This window comes from Streptomyces sp. PA03-6a (assembly GCF_033792765.1).
Classification (GTDB): Bacteria; Actinomycetota; Actinomycetes; order Streptomycetales; family Streptomycetaceae; genus Actinacidiphila.
Window position 1 is genome coordinate 1 of sequence record NZ_JARAVK010000051.1, and the last position, 19,109, is coordinate 19,109.

21 protein-coding genes are annotated in these 19,109 nt (G+C 73.7%); 6 read left to right on the forward strand and 15 right to left on the reverse strand.

All coding sequences use genetic code 11. The features are described from left to right. The first annotated feature begins 71 nt into the window (after positions 1–71). The gene (locus PV350_RS14950) at positions 72–416 is read left to right on the forward strand and encodes an ArsR/SmtB family transcription factor (protein WP_500334277.1); all 345 of its coding nucleotides are present in this window, start codon (positions 72–74) and stop codon (positions 414–416) included. Here PV350_RS14950 and PV350_RS14955 read toward each other — a convergent pair. From PV350_RS14955 to PV350_RS14965, 3 genes are all read right to left on the reverse strand, one after another. Next, the gene (locus tag PV350_RS14955; RefSeq protein ID WP_500334239.1) at positions 327–1,730 is read right to left on the reverse strand and encodes a nucleobase:cation symporter-2 family protein; all 1,404 of its coding nucleotides are present in this window, start codon (positions 1,728–1,730) and stop codon (positions 327–329) included. The genes PV350_RS14950 and PV350_RS14955 overlap by 90 nt on opposite strands. Before the next feature lie 110 nt (positions 1,731–1,840). Further along, positions 1,841–3,187, reverse strand: coding sequence for an FAD-dependent oxidoreductase (locus PV350_RS14960; protein ID WP_500334241.1), 1,347 nt, complete (start codon positions 3,185–3,187; stop codon positions 1,841–1,843). A gap of 142 nt (positions 3,188–3,329) precedes the next feature. Continuing rightward, positions 3,330–4,007 (reverse strand): DUF305 domain-containing protein, encoded by a 678-nt coding sequence (locus PV350_RS14965; RefSeq protein ID WP_500334279.1) that lies wholly within the window; start codon positions 4,005–4,007, stop codon positions 3,330–3,332. 112 nt (positions 4,008–4,119) lie between these two features. On the opposite strand from PV350_RS14965, the gene PV350_RS14970 reads away from it, so the two are divergent. Next, complete coding sequence (locus PV350_RS14970; RefSeq protein WP_500334281.1) at positions 4,120–5,484, forward strand: LVIVD repeat-containing protein; 1,365 nt, start codon at positions 4,120–4,122, stop codon at positions 5,482–5,484. Here the strand turns inward: PV350_RS14970 and PV350_RS14975 are convergent. The 7 genes from PV350_RS14975 to PV350_RS15005 all read right to left on the reverse strand — a co-directional run bounded on the left by PV350_RS14975 (position 5,475) and on the right by PV350_RS15005 (position 11,018). Next, positions 5,475–6,113, reverse strand: a complete 639-nt coding sequence (locus tag PV350_RS14975) for a TetR/AcrR family transcriptional regulator (RefSeq protein WP_499515501.1) — start codon at positions 6,111–6,113, stop codon at positions 5,475–5,477. The genes PV350_RS14970 and PV350_RS14975 overlap by 10 nt on opposite strands. 167 nt (positions 6,114–6,280) lie before the next feature. Next, positions 6,281–6,976 carry an HAD family hydrolase gene (locus PV350_RS14980; RefSeq protein WP_499515502.1) on the reverse strand — a complete coding sequence of 232 codons (696 nt, stop codon included), beginning with the start codon at positions 6,974–6,976 and terminating at the stop codon, positions 6,281–6,283. A 67-nt stretch (positions 6,977–7,043) separates the two neighbouring features. Continuing rightward, the gene (locus PV350_RS14985; protein WP_499515503.1) at positions 7,044–7,577 is read right to left on the reverse strand and encodes an SMI1/KNR4 family protein; all 534 of its coding nucleotides are present in this window, start codon (positions 7,575–7,577) and stop codon (positions 7,044–7,046) included. Between the two features lie 103 nt (positions 7,578–7,680). After that, positions 7,681–8,391, reverse strand: a complete 711-nt coding sequence (locus tag PV350_RS14990) for a phosphatase PAP2 family protein (protein ID WP_499515504.1) — start codon at positions 8,389–8,391, stop codon at positions 7,681–7,683. 10 nt (positions 8,392–8,401) lie between these two features. Beyond that, the gene (locus tag PV350_RS14995; protein WP_500334244.1) at positions 8,402–9,340 is read right to left on the reverse strand and encodes a M56 family metallopeptidase; all 939 of its coding nucleotides are present in this window, start codon (positions 9,338–9,340) and stop codon (positions 8,402–8,404) included. Positions 9,341–9,412: 72 nt separating this feature from the next. Then, positions 9,413–10,012, reverse strand: a complete 600-nt coding sequence (locus tag PV350_RS15000) for a DUF5134 domain-containing protein (protein ID WP_499515506.1) — start codon at positions 10,010–10,012, stop codon at positions 9,413–9,415. A gap of 100 nt (positions 10,013–10,112) precedes the next feature. Continuing rightward, positions 10,113–11,018 (reverse strand): DMT family transporter, encoded by a 906-nt coding sequence (locus PV350_RS15005; RefSeq protein ID WP_500334246.1) that lies wholly within the window; start codon positions 11,016–11,018, stop codon positions 10,113–10,115. Here PV350_RS15005 and PV350_RS15010 point away from each other — a divergent pair. Continuing rightward, positions 11,017–12,504 (forward strand): aminotransferase-like domain-containing protein, encoded by a 1,488-nt coding sequence (locus PV350_RS15010; RefSeq protein WP_500334248.1) that lies wholly within the window; start codon positions 11,017–11,019, stop codon positions 12,502–12,504. The two genes, PV350_RS15005 and PV350_RS15010, sit on opposite strands and share 2 nt — an antisense overlap. Then, positions 12,501–13,664 carry a CaiB/BaiF CoA transferase family protein gene (locus PV350_RS15015; protein ID WP_500334250.1) on the forward strand — a complete coding sequence of 388 codons (1,164 nt, stop codon included), beginning with the start codon at positions 12,501–12,503 and terminating at the stop codon, positions 13,662–13,664. The genes PV350_RS15010 and PV350_RS15015 overlap by 4 nt, the downstream gene beginning before the upstream one ends. A 10-nt stretch (positions 13,665–13,674) precedes the next feature. On the opposite strand, the gene PV350_RS15020 is transcribed toward PV350_RS15015, so the two are convergent. After that, complete coding sequence (locus PV350_RS15020) at positions 13,675–14,061, reverse strand: VOC family protein (RefSeq protein WP_499515509.1); 387 nt, start codon at positions 14,059–14,061, stop codon at positions 13,675–13,677. Positions 14,062–14,354: 293 nt separating this feature from the next. Between PV350_RS15020 and PV350_RS15025 the strand changes: the two genes are divergently transcribed. Together PV350_RS15025 and PV350_RS15030 are read left to right on the forward strand one after the other, a co-directional pair. Next, entirely contained in the window at positions 14,355–14,972 is a 618-nt protein-coding gene (locus PV350_RS15025; RefSeq protein ID WP_500334251.1) for a hypothetical protein, read from the forward strand. A gap of 40 nt (positions 14,973–15,012) precedes the next feature. Then, positions 15,013–15,558, forward strand: a complete 546-nt coding sequence (locus tag PV350_RS15030; RefSeq protein ID WP_500334252.1) for a GNAT family N-acetyltransferase — start codon at positions 15,013–15,015, stop codon at positions 15,556–15,558. An 8-nt stretch (positions 15,559–15,566) separates the two neighbouring features. On the opposite strand, the gene PV350_RS15035 is transcribed toward PV350_RS15030, so the two are convergent. From PV350_RS15035 to PV350_RS15050, 4 genes are all read right to left on the reverse strand, one after another. After that, positions 15,567–16,319 carry an amino acid ABC transporter ATP-binding protein gene (locus tag PV350_RS15035; RefSeq protein ID WP_499515512.1) on the reverse strand — a complete coding sequence of 251 codons (753 nt, stop codon included), beginning with the start codon at positions 16,317–16,319 and terminating at the stop codon, positions 15,567–15,569. After that, the gene (locus tag PV350_RS15040; RefSeq protein WP_499515513.1) at positions 16,316–17,191 is read right to left on the reverse strand and encodes an amino acid ABC transporter permease; all 876 of its coding nucleotides are present in this window, start codon (positions 17,189–17,191) and stop codon (positions 16,316–16,318) included. The genes PV350_RS15035 and PV350_RS15040 overlap by 4 nt, the downstream gene beginning before the upstream one ends. Then, on the reverse strand, positions 17,188–18,099 hold the full coding sequence (locus PV350_RS15045) for an ABC transporter substrate-binding protein (RefSeq protein ID WP_499515514.1): 912 nt from the start codon (positions 18,097–18,099) through the stop codon (positions 17,188–17,190). The genes PV350_RS15040 and PV350_RS15045 overlap by 4 nt, the downstream gene beginning before the upstream one ends. A 99-nt stretch (positions 18,100–18,198) precedes the next feature. Continuing rightward, positions 18,199–18,894, reverse strand: coding sequence for a glycerophosphodiester phosphodiesterase (locus PV350_RS15050; RefSeq protein WP_500334254.1), 696 nt, complete (start codon positions 18,892–18,894; stop codon positions 18,199–18,201). Between the last annotated feature and the right edge of the window lie 215 nt (positions 18,895–19,109).

The following is a 19,109-nucleotide window of genomic DNA, read 5'->3' on the forward strand; positions in this document are numbered from 1 at the left end:
GATGGGTGCAGGTGGACTTGCTGACCGGCAACTCGACCTCGGAGCACGCCGCCCCCGTCCCCGACGGGAGGATGTGCGAGCACCCGGACCGCGCGGACATCCGCCTGGAGGCCGTCCTGCACGCGATCTCCGACCCCATGCGCCTGCGCGTGGTGCGGACGCTGGCGGCGCGGGGAACGGAGGCGGCGTGCTCCGAGGTCGAGTTGCCGGTCAGCAAGTCCACCTGCACCCATCACTTCCGGGTGCTGCGCGAGGCCGGGGTGATCAGCCAGACCTACCGGGGCACCTCCAAGATGAACGCGCTGCGCCGCGCGGACCTAGAGGCGCTATTCCCCGGGCTTCTGGACACCGTCCTCGCCGCCGCCGACCGGCAGGACGGGCGGCTCGGCGGGACCGCCGGGGTCGTCCGCGCCTGAACCGGAGCCGCCGGGCAGGTGGTTGAAGAGCAGGTTCAGCGCGATCGCGGTGATGCACCCCGCGCTGATCCCGCTGTCCATCACCGTCTGGAACCAGTCGGGGAAGGCGTCGTAGACCGTCGGGACGCCGACCGGCAGCAGTCCGACCGCGACCGACACCGCCACCACGGTCAGATTGCCGTTGCCGTGGAAGTCGACGGTGGACAGGGTCCGCACCCCGCTCGCCGCCACCGTCCCGAACATCACCAGGCCCGCCCCGCCCAGCACCGGCGCCGGGATCGCCGCGACCACCGCCCCCAGCTTGGGCAGCAACCCCAGCAGAACGAGGATGCCGCCCGCGGTCGCCACCACCCAGCGGCTGCGCACCCGGGTCATCCCCACGAGGCCGACGTTCTGCGCGTAGGCGGTGTACGGGAAGGTGTTGAAGACCCCACCGAGCACGGTGGACACCCCGTCGGCGCGCAGCCCGTCCGCGAGCCGCCGTGGTTCCACGTGACGGCCGGTCAGCTCGCCCACGGCGATGATGTCGCCGGTCGTCTCGGTCATCGTCACGAGGGCCACGACGAGCATGGAGGCGATCGCCGCGCCCTGGAAGTCGGGCGTGCCGAAGTGGAACGGCGTGCTGATCCCCACCCAGTCGGCGCCGCCGACCGCGCCGAAGTCGGTGAAGCCCAGCGGAACGGACGCCAGGGTGCCCAGCACGATGCCCGCCAGGACCGCGACGCGCGCGAGGGCAGGGGGCGCGAAGCGCTGGACCAGCAGGACGGCCAGGAGCACGGCGGCCGCGAGGCCGATGTTCCGCGGCGCCCCGAAGTCGGGCGAACCGACCCCGCCCGCCGCCCAGTTGCCGGCCACCGGCAGCAGGCTGAGCCCGATGACCAGGATCACGGTGCCGGTGACCAGGGGCGGGAAGAACCGCAGCAGCCGCCCGAAGACCGGCGCCAGCAGGACCATCGCCACTCCCGAGGCGATGACGGCACCGTAGATCGCGGGCAGTCCGCCGTCCTGGCCGATCAGCACCATGGGCGCGACCGCCGCGAAGGTGCAGCCCTGCATGATGGGCAGCCGCACGCCGAACCGCCACCAGCCCACGCACTGCAGCAGCGTGGCGATGCCGCACACCAGCAGGTCCGCCGTGATCAGGTAGGCGAGGTCGGCGGGTGGCAGCTTCAGCGCGCCGCCGACGATGAGCGGCACGGCGACCGCGCCCGCGTACATCGCCAGCACGTGCTGGAGCCCGAACGCCCCGAGCTGGACCGCGGGCAGGACCTCGTCGACGGGATGGACGGCGGGACGGTGCGGCGGCGTCGCCATGGGCAGCTCCTCGAACGCGGCGCGGGTGAGCGGTGGAACGACGAAGTAGTTGCCCGGGACACCAGTGAGCGTAAACAGTTTGTTGATTGCGGAGGTGTTTCCCGCGGATCTCACCCCGTGGGGCGCGCGGCCGCCAACAGCCCCTCCCAGTCGGCAATCTTCACGGTCGCGCGGTCGAGCGACCGCCCCAGCGCCGCCTCGGCGGCCTCGATGGCCTCCCACCCGGTCCACTCCACGGGGTCCTGCCCCAGTGCCCGCAGGCCGTCGAGCGGATCGGCGTCCGCGGTGCGCCGGGCCAGCAGCTCCCGCGCGTCGGTGACCAGGGCCGCCGCCGTCTGCTTGGCGCAGGGCCGGTTGGTGCCGATCACGCCGGTCGGCCCGCGCTTGATCCAGCCGGCGACGTACTCGCCGGGCGAGGGGGCGCCGCCGCGCAGCACCCGGCCCTCCGCGTTGGGCACGATGCCGAGCCGGTCGTCGAACGGCAGCCCGTCCAGGGGCACGCCGCGGTAACCGACCGACCGCAGCACCAGTCCGGCGTCGATGTCCTCGAGGACGCCCGTGCCGCGCACCCCGCCCTGCCCGTCCGGCACGGTCCGCTCGAACCGCACCCCGGTCACCCCGTCCTCGCCGAGCACCGCCACCGGCCGCAGGAAGAACCGCAGATGGATGCGGCGGCTCCGGCCCGCCGCGGGCCGGGAGGCCCAGCCGCGCAGCACCTCCACATTGCGCCGGGCGACCGGCACGAGCCCCTGCGGATCGGCGTACGCCGGGTCGAGCGCCAGCTCCCCGGGACGTACGAGCACGTCCGCGTCGGGCAGGTCGCCGAGCTCGCGCAGCTCCTTGGTGGTGAACTTCGCCTGCGAGGGCCCGCGCCGCCCCACCATGTGCACGTCCGTGACGTGGCTGTCCGCCAGGGCCCGCAGCACCCCCTCGGGCACATCGGTGTGCCGCAGCTCCTCGGCTCCGCGGGCCAGGATGCGCGCCACGTCGACGGCCACGTTGCCGACCCCGATGACGACCGCGGAGCGGGCGTGCAGCGGGAAGCCGTCGGGAGCCTCGTCGGGATGGGCGCTGTACCAGGAGACGAAGTGGGTGGCCGCGCAACTGCCCGGCAGGTCCTCCCCGGGCACCCCGAGGCGGCGGTCGGTCGCGGCGCCGACGCAGTACACCACTGCGTGGTACAGCTCCAGCAGCGCTTGCGGGGACAGCCCCGGACCGCCGACGGTCACATTGCCCAGGAAGCGGATCCGGGGGTCCTCCAGGACGCGCCGCAGCGTGCCCTGCAGGGACTTGATCTTCTCGTGGTCGGGGGCCACCCCGTACCGGACCAGGCCGTACGGGCAGGGGAGCCGGTCGAGCACGTCGACGGCGACGTCCGGCACCGACTCCTGGCGGGTCAGCGCCTCGGCCGTGTACACCCCGCTGGGACCTGATCCGACAACTGCCACACGCAGCACGGGCGCCTCCCCTTCGGCGAGGGTTGGGTTCACCTCGGCGGCCCGTGTGCCGCCCGGAACGGGCGGGACGGGCGGCCACGTCCAGCATCGCACCGAGTGACCACCGGGGGGAGGGCGCCGGAGCGTGTCGCGGTCCGGGATGTCAGCCCATGGCGCGCATCCGGGCGATCTCGGCGCTCTGCTGGGCGATCACCTCGTTCGCCCACTCGGCGACCAGGACGTTGCGGCCGTGCGTGAGCACGTCGGTGGCCATCGTCACCGCGCCGCGGTGGTGGGCGGTCATCAGGCGGAGGAACTGCCGGTCGAACTCCGCGCCGCGCGCCTCGCGCAGCGCCGCCAGCTGGGCCGCGGTGGCCATCCCGGGCATCGCGGCGTGGTCATGGTCGTGAGCGGTGGCGTGGGAGCCGCCGTTGGTCTTGAGCCAGGCCTGCATGGTGTCGATCTCCGGGCCCTGCGCGGCGTCGATGCGCGCGGCGAGTCCGCGGACCTTCTCGTCCGAGGCGCGGGTGCCCGCGAGGGCGGTCATGACAAGCGCCTGCTGGTGGTGGGCGATCATGTTCGTCACATAGGTGAGGTCCGCCGGGTTCGGAGAGTCGTCGGGCAGGGCCTTCGCCGCCTCCTCCGGGGAGAGGGTGGTGGCCTTCTCGCCCGGCGCTCCCGGCGCGATGACCGAGGGCGCGGCGGACGCGGAACCGCTTCCGGAACCCCCGTCGCAGCTGGTCAGGGCGAGGACTAAGGAGGCGGTGAGGGCCAGCGCGGACAGCGTCGCAACACGATACGAAGAAAACACCAGTGCATTGTCATCTTTTGACGCGCACATGAGAAGGGCCATACTGCCGGGGTCCGCATGAAGTTCAACCGCGAACGGAAACTAGGAGGACGCGGTGAAGCGCTTACGTACAGCCCTCGCTCGCCCCGGACGACTGGCGGCCCTGGCGGCCGCGGCCGTCACGCTGCTCGGACTGGCGGTTCCGGCCCCCGCCACGGCCGACGGGAGCATCCCGGGTGTCGACGAGGTCGTCACGAGCGCCAACGTTCAGCACCTGGTCAACATACCCAAGCAATCCCTCGGGGGATTCAACACCGACCTGGCGTTCCAGGGCAGATACGCCTTCGCGGGCAACTACGACGGCTTCGTCATCTGGGACATCAGCCGTCCCACCAGCCCCAAGATGGTCAGCCAGGTCCTGTGCCCCGGATCCCAGAACGACATATCGGTCTCCGGGAACCTGCTGGTCCTGTCCACCGACTCCTCGCGCTCGGACAGCTCCTGCGCGAGCACGAGCCAGCCCGCGGCCGAGAAGTCCTCGTGGGAGGGCGTCAAGGTCTTCGACATCAGCGACAAGGCCAACCCGCGCTACGTCGCGGCCGTGGAGACCGCCTGCGGTTCCCACACCCACACCCTCGTACCGGCCAAGCGTGACCTGTTCGTCTACGTGTCCTCCTACTCGCCCAGCGCCACCTTCCCGGACTGCCAGCCGCCGCACGACGGCATCTCCGTGGTGAAGATCCCGCGCAGCCACCCGGAGAAGGCGGCCGTGACGGCCTTCCCGGTCCTCTTCCCGGACGGCGGCAACCCGGGCGTCCCGCCCACCGACACCCAGGCCCGGGTCAGTGAGACCACCGGCTGCCACGACATCACCGCGTTCCCGAAGCTGGGGCTCGCGGCCGGCGCCTGCATGGGCGACGGCATCCTGATGGACATCTCCGACCCCGAGCGCCCGAAGGTCCTCGACCGCGTCCAGGACAACGTCAACTTCTCGTTCTGGCACTCGGCGACCTTCAACGAGCGCGGCACCAAGGTCGTCTTCACCGACGAGCTGGGCGGTGGCGGCGGCGCCGAGTGCAACACCGCGATCGGTCCGCAGCGCGGTGCCGACGGCATCTACGACATCGTCCGCAAGCACGGCAAGTCCAAGCTGGTCTTCCGGAACTACTACAAGATCCCGCGTCACCAGGCCGACACCGAGAACTGCGTCGCCCACAACGGCTCGCTCATCCCCGCCAAGGGCCGCGACATCATGGTCCAGGCCTGGTACCAGGGCGGCGTCTCCGTGTGGGACTTCACCGACTCCGCGCGCCCCAAGGAGATCGGCTACTTCGAGCGCGGGCCCATCTCGACCGACACCCTGACCCTCGGCGGCTCCTGGAGCGCCTACTACTACAACGGCTACATCTACTCGAACGACATCGCCAAGGGCTTCGACGTCCTGAAGATCTCCGACAAGCGCACCGACAGCGCCCGGGGCATCCGGCTCGCCGAGCTCAACGTCCAGACCCAGCCCGACTACCGCTGAGCGGTCCCGGGCAACGGCGTTCCGCCGGGCGGCAGGTCGCCCGGCGGAACGCCGAGTTCCCAGGGCAGGCCGTAGCGCTGGAACATGTCGGCCCGCAGCCGCGGCAGCGGCATCGCCGCGCCCGGGATCAACTGCGCGAACACCCCGCCCATGAGCAGGGCCCGCAGCATCCGGTAGTCCTGCTCGGGGTCCGCCGAGCCCCACGCCCGGACGGCGCCCAGCAGCAACTCGGCCAGGCGCTGCCGCTCCTCGCACTCGCTGAACCCGGACGCCTGGAGGATGCCGGCCATGTGCGCCCGCATGACGACGGGATGCCGCACGGGCAGCGCCAGGACGGCGTCGATCGCCCGGGCCAGCACCTCGCGGCCGTCGGCGGGCCCGGGTTCCCGCTCCAGCGCCGCGGCCAGCTCGGTGTGCATCAGCCGGTGGGCCGCCGCCTGCAGCAGCAGCCGCTTGCCGGGGAAGTAGTACGACACCAGACCGCGCGCCGAACCCGCGCGGTCGGCGATGTCCCCGAGCGTCGTGGCCTCGAACCCGCGTTCCTCCACCAGTTCGACCGTCGCCTGCAGCAGACGTTCCCGTGAACGCCGGCGCATCGCTTCATTGACCGACGGTCGCCGAGGGGACATGCTTTACTCCTGCGTTGACTGGCTCGGAGCCAATATACTCAGGGCTGACCGTGCGTGAGTGGCATGCTCATGCGGGTCACGGGGGTGAGGTGCACGTACCCGGCGGCGCGGGGGACCGCCGGGTACCGCACTTCCGCGCCGCCCGGCCCGGCGCCCTCACATCCCCGTCACGCGGTCAGGTCCAGCACCGGCAGCAGCCCCGACGGCCGCTGCTCCACCGGCAGGTGGTCCACCAGGTGCACCGTGCAGCCCAGCGCCGCCGCCCCGCCGTCCGCCCGCCGGTCGTCCCCGACCATCGCGACGCGCTCCGGCGGCAGCCCCAGCCCCTCGCACGCGATGCCGAACAGCCGTGGGTCCGGTTTCTGGACGCCGTGCTCGAAGCTCAGGACGAAGACGTCCACCAGCCCTTCCAGACCGTGCGCGCGGAACACCGGCCGCAGGTCCCACCCGATGTTGCTCACCACCGCCACCGGCACGCCCCGGCGCCGCAACTCCTCGAGCACCTCCCTCGCGTCCGGGTACGGTGACCAGGCGGCGGGCTCCATGTGCCGGTCGTACAGGGCCCCGTAGGCCTCCTCCCACGGCAGCTCCACCTCCCGCGCCAGCGCGGTGAACGCCGCGCGGTGGTGCTCCGCCGACAGGTCCCGCTCCTGCCACAGCCGCTCCAGCCGTGGCGGCACCCGCTCCGGCGCCGCTCCGCCCGGGAGCCCGCCGGCCCGCTCCAGGCGCTCCGCGTACGCCGCCAGCTCGGTCTCGCCGAGGGTGATCCCCAGCCGCTCCAGCACCGCGCCCAGCCAGCGCCGGGCGGGTTCGGCCCGCAGCAGGGTCCCGGAGAAGTCGAACATGCATCCCTTGATGGTCATGACTGCCATCCTCCCCGCCCCGGCTTCGCGGGCAACACCCCGGAGCCCGGTGCGGGCCGCGTCCCGGTCAGGAGGCGCCGAACCAGGGCTTCCCGGCGGCCCAGTGCCCGACCCACCCGGCGAACCCCGCATCGAACGGGCAGGCGCCCTCGCCGGTGACGTGCCACACCCGGCCGCGCTGCGGACCGGTGACGACGAGGTGCCAGTTCATGCCGCAGCCGTCCGTGCCGAGCACGATCGAGCCGTGGTCGAACACCTGGGCGCGCAGCGGCGCGAGTTCCTCCTCGGGCCGGTCGTCGTCCTCCCAGATCCATGCCGACGTCAGGGGGAAGGGGCGGCCGAGGTCGCGTCCGGCCGGGTCGTCGCCCCAGTCGTCCGGCAACTCCTCCAGGCCCACGAGCCCGAAGTCCGGAGGCCCCTGGAAGGAGCCGTCGGTGATCTCGGCGACGAACGTCCGGTAAGGCTCGGGCAGTACCACCCCGTGCCGCGCCTCGAAGGCGTGGACGGCCTCCCAGCCGAGCGCCGACGCGCCGCCGTCGTCGACGTCGAAGGCCGCGCGGAGCGCGGCGAGGTCCTCGGGGGAGGCGTGTTCGGTGTCCATGCCGCACATGGATACCAGCTGGTAGCGACAGCCTGGCAGGGCAGCCGCCCGGGTGCCTCGATCTCCCCTGGACCCGCACAACTCCCGGCCCCGACCGGCGGGGTCACGAGGACGTGCGCTCCTGCTCCGCGGCGCCCGTCCGCCACGGTTCGCAGAGCGCTGCCGTACCGGTGAGGACGGCCGCCGCGAGCAGCCAGCCGCCCAGGACGTCGGAGGGCCAGTGGACGCCGAGGTAGACGCGGGTGAAGCCGACACCGGCGACGGACACGAAGGCGACGGCGCAGGCGGCCACGCGCCACGGGGAGCGGGCCGGCAGGCGGAGCAGCAGCAGCCACAGCAGGGCGCCGCAGACGAGCGCGGCGGTCATCGCGTGGCCGGAGGGGAACGCCGCGTAAGCCGCCGAGTCGACGGGGTCCGGCCAGCGCGGGCGCTCCCGGCCGACGAGGGCCTTGGCGGACTGCTGGAGGACCCAGCCCAGGGTGCCGGCCAGCACCAGCCACAGGGCCTGGCGGTTCTCGCGCCGTACGAGCAGCCACACCACGGCCGCGAGCAGCAGCAGACGCATCGTCAGCGGATCCCAGACCCAGTCGGTGAGGACGCGGTTGAGCCGGGTCCAACCGGAGTGCCGCACCGCCACGGCGTGCAGCTCCACGGCGATGCCGCGGTCGGCGGCCAGCAGCGGCCCCCAGCGCGCCACGACGAGCCCGAGCAGCAGCAGGAAGGCGGCGCAGGCCGCCGCGCACTGGCTCAGGCACGCGGTGCGCAGGGCGCGGTCGGGGTCCCGGACGTCGGACGGTGCGGGAGGGGCGTGCATGCAGCCGAGGCTACGTGAGCGCCCCGATTCCGGGGCCGAAGGCCACGAGCAACGGCACGACCGGGATCAGCAGCGCGCACGCGGACGCGCGGGCGCGGCCGAGGCGGGTGAGCCGCGGCGCGGGGTCCAGCAGCCGGTTGACGCGGACCGGGACCTGCGCGTCCGGTGCCGGGCAGGGGCCGAAAACGCCGCGGTCCTCGTTGAGTTCGACCAGGGCCAGGGCGGTGGTGAGCCGCCCGAAGCGGCGTGAGGCGATGTCGTCGGCGGCGAGTTCGACGAGCCGGTGCACCTGGTCGCGGAACGCGGCGAAGACCGGCACCTGCGGGAAGCCCGAGGCCAGCGCGCCGGCGCTGTGCAGGAGGACGTCGTGCCGGGCCCGCGCGTGGCCCTGCTCGTGGGCGAGGACGGAGTCCAGCTGACGGCCCTTCAGGCGGCGCAGGGCAGCCGTGGTGATGACCAGTTGCGGCCGCGGGCCGGTCAGCCACCAGGCGTCCGGGCGGTCGCTCTCCAGGACGACCAGCCGCTCGTCGGAGGCGGCGGCCTCACCGGGCAGCCGCGGAGAGCGGGCCCGCAGTTCGGAGCGGCGCGCCCGCTGCCGGGCGCCGGCCCTGCGGATCTCCCGGGCGAGCATGGCCGCCGTCCAGATGCCGCCGCAGGCCAGCAGGACCGCCAGATAACCCGCCCACGGCCCGTAACCGGGCAGCTCGTAGGCGTCGACGACGTCATGGGGGGCGAAGGCGAACAGTCCCTCGCGCAGCCAGGTCCACGTGGCGGAGGCGCTGAGGGCCATGGCCAGGAACAGGCACAGCAGGACCGCGCCGATCACGCACTGCCACACCCACAGGGCCAGCACCGGTTCCCGCTCGGGCCAGGTGGCGCGGGTGAGCAGCCGTGGGGCCATGGCGGCCGCCACCGCACCGAGCAGGAGCAGCGCGAGCGGGACGGTCATGCCGCCACACTATGAGGGCGTCACCGCACACGGGTACGTTCTTCGAGGGGAAAGTGACGCGCCTCACTGCCGTCAGAGCGTCAGGAGCATGGCGAACATCCCTATCGCCATGGACACGCGGCACGCCGAGGCCAGTTCGGGCGCGTGCGCCACCGGCACGACCCCACCCGCCGGAGCCCCACCGGCCGCCGTGACGGTGACGGGGACCGCGAGCAGTCGGACGCCCGCCGCCAGGACGTATATCGCGAAGTACGCCAGCAGCAGTCCGGTCGTCGCGGGCGTGCCCGCGGGCGCGTGACCGGCGTGGGCCGCGCCGCCGGCGGCACCCGCGGTGCCCGCCTCGGCCATGGCCACCGCCATGTAGACCATCGCCCCCGCGCCGACGGCATGGTGCAGATGGTGCGCGTCGTGCCGGGCCAGCAGCAGGGCGCGCACCGCCGCCGCACCGAAGACCAGACCGAAGGCCGCGGCGACCCACTGCGGCGGATCGAGGACGGACACCGGCACCGCCATCACGGCCATGCCCATCCCCATCAGCGCCTCCGCACGCGCCACCCGACGCTGGTCGGGACCGGTGCCGGGGCAGCCGCGCCGGGTGCGGAACAGGCAGTACGCCCCCGTGGCGGCGCCCAGCACCACGAGCAGCCAGGCCACCAGCGGCGGTCCGTGCATGAGCGGCCCTCCTTCGGCTCCTCCCCGGAGGATGCCCGGACCCGGCGGCGCACACTCCAGCGCACGGGCGTACCGGGGGAGCGCGGCCGGGCCCCCGGCCTCAGCTGCGGGCCCGCTGGGTGACCGCCACGCAGACGAGGACCGCCAGCGCCGCGGGCGCGGTCAGCGCGCCCAGGTCCTCGCCGAGCAGCGCGGCCGCCCAGACCAGCGTCAGCAACGGCTGGGCCAGTTGCAACTGGCTGGCGCGCGCGACGCCGATGGCCGCCATGCCCCGGTACCAGACCATCAGCCCGAGGAACTGGGACACCACCGAGACCCAGAGCAGCCCGGCCACCGCCCGGCCGCCGAGGTGCACCGGCTCGAGCGCGAGCGCCACCCCCGCCGCCGGCACCGTCAGGGGCAGCGCTCCGACCAGCGCCCACCCGATGACCTGCCAGCCCGGCATGTCCGAGGCCAGCCGTCCGCCCTCTACGTAACCGGCGGCGCAGACCAGCAGCGAAGCGAAGAGGAAGAGGTCACCCGTGGTCAGGGAGCCGCCGCCCTGCCACAGGGCGAAGCACACCACGACCGCCCCGCCCGCGACCGCGGCCGACCAGAAGGGCACCGACGGACGCGTCCCGACGCGTACGGCGGCCAGCACGGCGGTGACCAGCGGCAGCGCGCCCACGACGACGGCGGCGTGCGAGGTGTCGGTGGTGCGCAGCGCCAGGGTGGTGAGCAGGGGGAACCCGAGGACGACACCGAGCGCCACGACCGCGAGCCCCGCCCAGTGCCGGCGGTCGGGCAGCGGCACCCGCGCGGCGGCCAGACAGGCCCCCGCCACGGCAGCGGCCAGCACACCCCGGACGGTGGTGGCGGACCAGGGGCCGAGCCCGGTGAGCGCCCAGTGTGTCGCGGGAAAGGTCAGCGAGAAGGCGGCGACACCCAGCCCGGCGAGCGCGGTGCCACCTGTACGGCTCCCGACCGCTATCGGCGGGGCGACGGTAGCGCTATTGTGTGCTGTCATGGCCAACGGTAGCAGTTCGGGAAATGTTGCGGACACCCTGAGAGATGAGCTCCACCGCTACTCACCCGGCGAGAAGCTGCCGTCGAGCCGTGTCCTCGTCGAGCGCTTCGGCGTCAGCCCGGTCACGGTCTCCCGGGCCCTGGCCGCGCTCGCCTCCGAGGGCCTGGTCGTCACCCGCCCCGGCGCGGGCGCCTACCGTGCCCAGCGTGTCGCCGACGGCCCGCGTCCGGTCGACACCTCCTGGCAGCAGGTGGCCCTCACCGTCGAGGAGCACGGCGATTCCACCCCCAGGGTCGTCGACGCCTCCGGCGTGACCGCCAGCCTCGCCGTCCCGCCGCCCGGGGTGATCGCCTTCAACGGCGGTTATCTGCATCCCTCGCTCCAGCCCGAGCAGGCGCTGGGGGCCGCGCTCGCCCGCGCCGCCCGCCGCCCCGGTGCCTGGCAGATGCCACCGCTGGAGGGACTGACCGCGCTACGGGCCTGGTTCGCGCGCGAGGTCGGCGGCCCCGGCGGTAGCCTCGGCCCCGCCAACGTCCTGGTCACCGCGGGCGGCCAGGCCGCGCTCACCACCGCCCTGCGCGCGCTCGCCCCGCCCGGTTCACCGGTGCTGGTCGAGTCGCCGACGTACCCCGGCGCCATGGCGGTCGCCCGCGCGGCCGGGCTGCGTCCCGTCCCGGTCCCCATGGACGACGGCGGCGTGCGCCCGGACCTGCTCGCCGACGCCTTCGCCGCCACCGGCGCCCGGGTCTTCTTCTGCCAGCCGCTCTTCCAGAACCCCACCGGCGCCGTCCTCGCCGCCGACCGCCGCCGGCGGATCACCGAGATCGCCCACGCCGCCGGGGCCTTCCTCGTCGAGGACGATTTCGCCCGGCGCCTCGGTCACGGCGCCGAACCGCCGCCGCCCCTGGTCGTGGACGACCCCTACGGCACCGTCGTCCACGTCACCTCGCTGACCAAACCCACCTCGCCCAGCCTGCGCGTCGGCGCCCTCGTCGCCCGCGGCCCGGTCATGGAGCGGCTGCGCGCCATCCAGATCGTCGACAGCTTCTTCGTGCCGCGCCCCCTGCAGGAGGCCACCCTCGAACTCGTCGGCGCCCCCGCCTGGCCCCGCCATCTGCGTGCCGTCTCCGCGGGCCTGCGCGACCGCCGTGACGCGATGCTCGCCGCCCTCCACCGCGAAATGCCGGGCCTGGTGTCCCGCGTCCGCGTCCCGGTCGGCGGCTACCAGCTCTGGCTGCGGCTCCCGGACGGTACGGACGAGTCCGCCCTCGCCGCCGCCTCGCTGCGCGCCGGCACCGCCGTCGCTCCCGGCCGCCCCTACTTCGCCGCCGAGGCCCCGGCCCCGTACGTCCGCCTCAGCTTCGCCGACACCAGCGGCACCGAGGAGATCGCCGAGGGCGTCCGCCGGTTCGCCGCGGCCTGCGCCGAGAGCGGCGTCGACGGGGTGGGCACGGACGGGGTGGCCACGGACGGGGTGCCCCGATGACCGGCGAGGACCTCCCCGCACCGGCGGCACCCCTGTCCGGCGTGCTGATCGCCGACTTCGGGCGCGTCCTGGCTGCGCCCTACGCCACGATGCTGCTGGCCGACCTCGGCGCCGACGTCATCAAGGTCGAGCACCCGGACACCGGGGACGACACCCGCGCCTGGGGGCCGCCCCACGCGCACGGGGAGTCCACCTACTTCCTGTCCGTCAACCGCAACAAGCGGTCGGTCGCGCTCGACCTGCGCGACGCCACGGACCGCCGCCGGGCAGCGGAACTGGTGCTCCGCGCCGACGTCCTGTTCGAGAACTTCCGCCCCGGCACCATGGACAAGTACGGCCTCGGCTACGACGCGGCCCGGTCCCTCAACCCCGGTGTCGTCTACTGCTCCGTCACCGGCTTCGGCACCGGCGAAGGCGCCGCCCTGCCCGGTTACGACCTGCTGATCCAGGCCGTCGGCGGCCTCATGAGCGTCACCGGGCCCGGCCCCGGGGAGCCGGTCAAGGCCGGGGTGGCCCTCGTCGACGTCCTCACCGGCCTGCACGCGGCGATCGGCGTGCTGGCCGCACTGCGCCACCGGGACGCCACCGGCGAGGGACAGCACGTCGAGGTCAACCTGCTCTCCTGCCTGCTGTCCAGCCTGGTCAACCAGGCGGGCGGCTACACCCTCGCGGGGGTCGTGCCGGGCATCCTGGGCAACCGCCACCCCTCCATCGCGCCGTACGAGGTCTTCCATGCCGCGGACCGCCCCCTGGTCCTCGCCGTCGGCAACGACCGGCAGTTCGCGGCGCTGTGCGAGGGCCTGGACGCACCGGAGCTCGCCCGCGACCCCCGTTACGCCTCCAACGCCGACCGCGTCGCCCACGCCGGCGAACTCGCCGAGCGGCTCGGCCGCTCGCTGCGCGGGCGCGCCGCGGCCGAGTGGTTCGACCGCCTGACGCCGCTGGGGGTGCCCTGCGGCCCCGTCAACGACCTGGCCCAGGCCTTCGGCCTCGCCGAACGGCTCGGGCTCGCCCCGCGCGCCACGCTCCACGGCGACGGACCCGCCCTGGACGTCACGGCGAACCCGATCGGCCTCTCCCGCACACCGCCCCGCTACGACCGCCGCCCGCCCCGACTGGGCGACCACACCGACGCCATCACGGCCTGGCTCGACTCGTGACCGCGGAGCCCTACCCCCGGTAGCGCAGGGGGTGGTCCGCGGGGACCTCCACCACGCAGATCCGTACGGAGTCCGGGTCCTCGATCCACATCTCGATCAGCCCCCAGGGCTCCTTCACGGGCTCCCGCACGATCCGGACCCCGCGCCCGGCGAACCGGCGGTGGCACTCCGCCACGTCCTCGACCTGGAGCCACAGCTGGAGCCCGGGGGCGGGCGGCCCGTCGGCGTGCCCCGAGACCTCGAGGAAGCCCCCGCCCAGGAAGAACACGGTGCCGCGCTCCTCCCACGGCCCGAACTCGCGGTAGACCGCCAGTCCCAGGTCGTCGCGGTAGAAGGCGCGGGACCTTTCGAGATCGGTCGGCCGGAGCAGGATCCTGCTGCTCAGTACGTTCGTCACGGCCCGAAGCTACCCACGCGCCGCCGGGAAAACCGGCTGACACGGCGCCCCCGCGTCCGCGAGGCTGCCCCGCATGGACCACGGCCCCGGCGCGATCGCCCCGCTGTTCAGGACCTGCACCCGCTGCGGCGCCGAAGCCGGCTACCACGCCGGCGTGTGCGTCATCGACGGCGTGGCGCACTGGAGCGTGGAGGGGCGCCTGCGAGACGTGCGGGTCCGCCGAGGCGGAGTGCGGCCGCGGGGAGGTCCCCGAGCACGTCAGTGCCGCCCTCGTCGCCGCACACGGCGAGGTGGTGCTGCGTGCCGAACCGCTCCCCGGCGCCGCGGGCGCGCGTGCGCTCAAGACCGTGCGGGAGGTGTTCGGCGTGCCGCTCACCGAGGTCCGCGGCCGGTTGCGCGCGCTCGCCGGTGAGGGCGAGCGGGGAACGGAGCCGGAGACGGCGCTGCTGGCCGCCCGTCTGAGGGAGGGCGGGTTCGCCGTCACGTTGGAGGCCGGGGAACCGCCCACGGGCGAGGAGCGCTTCGTGCCCACCGCGCCCGGGCGCCGGTGGCCCGCCAACCCGGCCGCCCAAGGCCACCCCGTCCGTACCGCCGCGCCCGCCCGCGTCGGCCGCGGCAGGGGCCGTCAGGTGCTTCTCGTCCCGGGGAGCCTGCCCGGGGAACTGCGCGAGCCGCTCGCCGACTACCTTGCGGGGGGCCGGATCCTCGTCATCGCCGGGAGCCCCGCTCCGGATCCGCTCTCCGAGGGGCCGTACGAGTACGTCCGCCTCGGGCGGGCCACCGACGGCACCTGGACGTGGGACCTGGCCTGGGAGCAGTGGGTGCGCCGGCGCGGGTGCGCGCCGCCCGAGGAGTTCGTGCGGCACGTGCGGGCCAGGGGTTTCGTGCCGCCTCCGGACACGACCGGCTAGCCTCGGGACGAGCCGCCGCCGCAGAGAGGACACCCCCGCCATGGAGACCGCGCAGCCCGTCGCCCGTCCCGTCTTCCGCACCGCCACCCGTGAGGACGTCCCCGTCCTGGTCGCGCTGATCGAGTCGGCGTACCGCGGCGAGGCCAGCCGCACCGGATGGACGACGGAGGCGGACCTGCTCGAGGGCCAGCGCACCGATCCCCAGGGCGTGGCGGCCGTCATCGACGGCGAGCGCAGCCTGATCCTCGCGGTCGAGGCGGACGGCGTCGTCGTGGCCTGCTGCCAGCTGGAGAACCGCGACGGGCACGCCTACTTCGGGATGTTCGCCGTGCGCCCGGCCCTGCAGGGCGGCGGTCTGGGCAAGCTGGTGCTCGCCGAGGCGGAGCGGCGGGCCCGCGAGGAGTGGGCGGCGGACGAGATGCACATGACGGTGATCACGCAGCGCGAGGACCTGATCGCCTGGTACGTGCGCCGGGGCTACGCGCGGACCGGCCGCACCAGCCCCTTCCCGTACGGCGACGCGCGGTTCGGGCTGCCCACGCGCGACGACCTCGCCTTCGAGCTGCTGGTCAAGCAGCTCGGCTGACGGCCGCCTCAGAGCCGCCCGGCCTCGACGATCCGCGACAGGAAACGCCGGGTGCGCTCGTGCGCGGGCGCGCCGAAGACGTCGGCGGGCGTGCCGCGTTCGAGCACCACGCCGCCGTCGAGGAAGCAGACCTGGTCGGCGACCTCGCGGGCGAAGCCCATCTCGTGCGTGGCGATGAGCATGGTCATGCCGTCCTCTTTGAGGTCCCGGACGACGCCCAGCACCTCGCCGACCAGTTCGGGGTCGAGCGCCGCGGTGATCTCGTCGAGCAGCAGCAGCCGGGGCCTGACCGCCAGCGCCCGGACGATCGCCACCCGCTGCTGCTGCCCACCGCTGAGCCGGTCCGGGTACTCACGCGCCTTGCCGTCGAGCCCGAGGCGGCCGAGCAGCTCGTGGGCCCGCGCCTCGGCGTCGCGGCGAGGGGCGCCGTGCACGCGGCGCGGCGCCAGGGTGACGTTGTCCAGCACCGTCATGTGCGGGAAGAGGTTGTAGGCCTGGAAGACCACGCCGATGCGCCGCCGGACCGCGTCCGGGTCGGCCCGTGGGTGGGTGATCTCCTCGCCGTCCAGGAAGATCGCGCCGTCGTCGACCTCCTCCAGGAGGTTGGCGCAGCGCAGCAGCGTGGACTTCCCCGAGCCGGACGCGCCGATCAGGGCGGTGACGGTGTGCTGCGGGACCTCCAGATCCACGTCCCGCAGCACGAGGGAGCCGCCGAAGCCCTTGCGGACCGACTCCAGCCGCAGGACGGGTGCCTCGGTCATACGGTGCCTCCCTGCGACTGGCGCCGGTTCATGCGCGCGGTGACCCAGTCGGTGAACCGGGTCATGGGGATGGTGAGGGCCACGAAGACCAGCCCGGCCACGACGTAGGGCGTGTAGTTGAAGGTCTGGCTGGTGATGATCTGCGCCGCGTAGACCGCGTCGATCACCCCGGCGATGGAGACCAGGCCGGTGTCCTTCTGCAAGGACACCAGGTCGTTCAGGAGGGGTGGCACGACACGCCGCACGGCCTGCGGCAGGACCACGTGCCGGAGGGTCTGCGCACCGCTCAGCCCCAGCGAGCGGGCGGCGGCGCGCTGGCTCGGGTGGACGCTCTCGATGCCCGCCCGGAAGACCTCGGCCACGTAGGCGGAGTAGGTGAGCACCAGACCCGCGCCGCCCAGCACGACCGGGTTCGTGGGCACCCCTTGCAGGCGCAGCGCCGGGACCCCGTAGATCACCGCCAGCAGGCAGATGATCAGCGGCAGGCCGCGGAAGAAGTCGACGTACGCGACCGCCAGTGCCCGGAGCGGGAAGAACACCGGACCGCGCAGCGTCCGGACCACGGCCAGCAGCAGGCCGAGGACCAGCACGATCGCGCCGCAGACGACCAGCAGCCGCAGGTTGAGGAGCAGGCCGTCGAGGACCTTCGGCAGGGCGAGGCGCGCGTAGTGGCCGCTGAGGAAGGTCTCCCGGACCCGCGGCCAGCCGGGGGAGCCCGTGATGCCCAGGCAGAGCACCCCCGCCGTGACCAGGGTGCTCGTCGCGGCGATCGCCGTCGCGCGGCGCGTGCGGGCGCGCCGGTGGCGCTCCCGCTCCAGGCGCCGCTGCGACGGCGTGTACGCGTCCTTGTGCAGTTCCTCGCCGAGCGTCACTTGAGGACCGGTGCGCCGACCGCGTCGGACAGCCACTGCTGCTCCAGCTCCGCGAGCGTGCCGTCCGCCCGCAGGGCGTCGACCGCCTCGGTGACGCAGGCGGTGAGCGGGCTGCCCTTGTCCAGGACGAGGCCGAACTGCTCCTGTGCGCCGGCGGTGGTCGCGAACTGCCCGACGACCTTGGCGTCGTCCAGTTCCGCGGAGGTGATGTAGAAGGCGGTGGGCAGGTCGACGACGATGGCGTCCACCTGGCCGTTCTTGAGGGCGGCGACGGCGAGGTCGTTCTTCTGGTAGACGGCCGCGGTGCGCTCCGGCTCGATCTCGTCGTTGATGAGGTCGAGGCTCGTCGTGCCGACCTGGGCGCCCAGCTTGACCTTCTTGAGCGCGGCGACGTCCGTGGCGTTCGCGGCCGGGGAGTCCTTCAGGGCGACGACGGCCTGGCGGACGTCGTAGTAGCCGGAGGAGAAGTCCACGGCCTTCCGGCGGTCCGCCGTGACGGAAACCTGGTTGATGTCGAAGTCGAAGGACTTGGCGCCCGGGGCGAAGGCGTTGTTGAAGGCGACCGTCCGCCAGGTGACGGCGGCCTTGCCGTAGCCCAGCCGCTTCGCCACCGCGTAGGCGACCGCGGACTCGTACCCCTTGCCGTTGGCCGGCTCGTTGTCCTGGAACCAGGGGGCGTAGGCGGGGTTGTCGGTGCCGATCGTCAGGACGTCCGCGGTACGGGTGTCCAGTTTGCCCGGTGCGCAGGACGCCCCGGCCGGGGCCGGGGCGGAGCCTGCGGGCGACGAGGGGCCGTCGGAGGCGGAGTCCTCCTGCGGGGCGCACGCCGCCGCGGTGAGGCCGAGGACGAGGACCGCCGCGGCGGAGGTGAGGCGCGCGGGAACCCGGAGGGCGAATGCGGTACGCATGGCGGGACATTGGCACCGCCGGGCGCCGGATGTCCACGACATCGTGGCCGGATCCCGCATGCCGGACGGTTGTGTCGGGCGTGTTGCGGGGCGGGCGGGTCACCAGTCGGTGAGGCCGCCCTCGACCGCGCGCTTGACCGCCGGCATGTCGGTGACGACGCCGTCGAGGCCGAGGGCCCTTGCCAGCGCGAGGTCGGCGGGGGTGTTCACGGTCCAGGCGATCACCGAGATCCCCGCGCGGTGGCACTCCTGCACCAGTGCCAGGCTGATCCGCCGCAGGCTCAGGCTGACGAGCTTCGCGCCGACCGCCTGCGCCCGGGTGACGATCTCCGCGCCCATGGGGCCCTGGGCGACCAGCACGGTGCGCACGTCGGGCAGGCACTCGCGGATCTCGGCGAGCGCCTCGTCGTGGAAGGACAGCACGTCGACACGCCCGACCAGGTCGCGCTCGCGCATCACCTCGGCCAGTACGCGGGCCGCCGCGACGTCCTTGATCTCGGCCTGGATCGGCTTGGTGACCGCGTCCAGGACCTCCTCGAACACCGGGATCCGCTCACCGGCGCCCGCGTCCAGCTCGCGCAGCTCGTCCAGGGTGAGGTCGCCGATCGGCCCGGAGCCGTCCGTGGTGCGGTCGACCTTCACGTCGTGCATGACGATCAGGGCGCCGTCCTTGCTGAGGTGCAGGTCGAGCTCGATCTGGTCCATGTCCTCGCGCTCGGCGCGGACGAAGGAGCGGAGGGTGTTCTCGGGCTCGACGCCCATGACACCGCGATGGCCGACGGTGAGAAAACTCAAGGGGGATCGCTTCCGTGCTGGGTGCTGCGGGTGATCGACGGGACGCCCGCAGCCTAGCGGCCCCTTGCGGCACGGGGCCGAACGCGGGATGAACGGCGCGGCCGCCCGCAGGAAGATCCACGGCCGGGGGCCCTTCCGGCGGAAGAATCTCCTCCGCCTCCACTTGAACGGGAGAAGCTGCCGTATATACGGTGGGCCGACAAGAGGTTCTTCAG

Excerpts from the sequence above, each read along its gene's own strand:
- PV350_RS15030 (WP_500334252.1), top strand. The coding sequence starts at position 15,013 with ATGGAGACCGCGCAGCCCGTCGCCCGTCCCGTCTTCCGCACCGCCACC.
- PV350_RS14965 (WP_500334279.1), bottom strand. The coding sequence starts at position 4,007 with ATGTGCGCGTCAAAAGATGACAATGCACTGGTGTTTTCTTCGTATCGT.
- PV350_RS14950 (WP_500334277.1), top strand. The coding sequence starts at position 72 with ATGTGCGAGCACCCGGACCGCGCGGACATCCGCCTGGAGGCCGTCCTG.
- PV350_RS14985 (WP_499515503.1), bottom strand. The coding sequence starts at position 7,577 with ATGGACACCGAACACGCCTCCCCCGAGGACCTCGCCGCGCTCCGCGCG.
- PV350_RS15005 (WP_500334246.1), bottom strand. The coding sequence starts at position 11,018 with ATGACAGCACACAATAGCGCTACCGTCGCCCCGCCGATAGCGGTCGGG.
- PV350_RS15010 (WP_500334248.1), top strand. The coding sequence starts at position 11,017 with ATGGCCAACGGTAGCAGTTCGGGAAATGTTGCGGACACCCTGAGAGAT.
- PV350_RS15015 (WP_500334250.1), top strand. The coding sequence starts at position 12,501 with ATGACCGGCGAGGACCTCCCCGCACCGGCGGCACCCCTGTCCGGCGTG.
- PV350_RS14995 (WP_500334244.1), bottom strand. The coding sequence starts at position 9,340 with ATGACCGTCCCGCTCGCGCTGCTCCTGCTCGGTGCGGTGGCGGCCGCC.
- PV350_RS14990 (WP_499515504.1), bottom strand. The coding sequence starts at position 8,391 with ATGCACGCCCCTCCCGCACCGTCCGACGTCCGGGACCCCGACCGCGCC.
- PV350_RS15000 (WP_499515506.1), bottom strand. The coding sequence starts at position 10,012 with ATGCACGGACCGCCGCTGGTGGCCTGGCTGCTCGTGGTGCTGGGCGCC.
- PV350_RS14955 (WP_500334239.1), bottom strand. The coding sequence starts at position 1,730 with ATGGCGACGCCGCCGCACCGTCCCGCCGTCCATCCCGTCGACGAGGTC.
- PV350_RS15035 (WP_499515512.1), bottom strand. The coding sequence starts at position 16,319 with ATGACCGAGGCACCCGTCCTGCGGCTGGAGTCGGTCCGCAAGGGCTTC.
- PV350_RS15045 (WP_499515514.1), bottom strand. The coding sequence starts at position 18,099 with ATGCGTACCGCATTCGCCCTCCGGGTTCCCGCGCGCCTCACCTCCGCC.
- PV350_RS14975 (WP_499515501.1), bottom strand. The coding sequence starts at position 6,113 with ATGTCCCCTCGGCGACCGTCGGTCAATGAAGCGATGCGCCGGCGTTCA.
- PV350_RS14980 (WP_499515502.1), bottom strand. The coding sequence starts at position 6,976 with ATGACCATCAAGGGATGCATGTTCGACTTCTCCGGGACCCTGCTGCGG.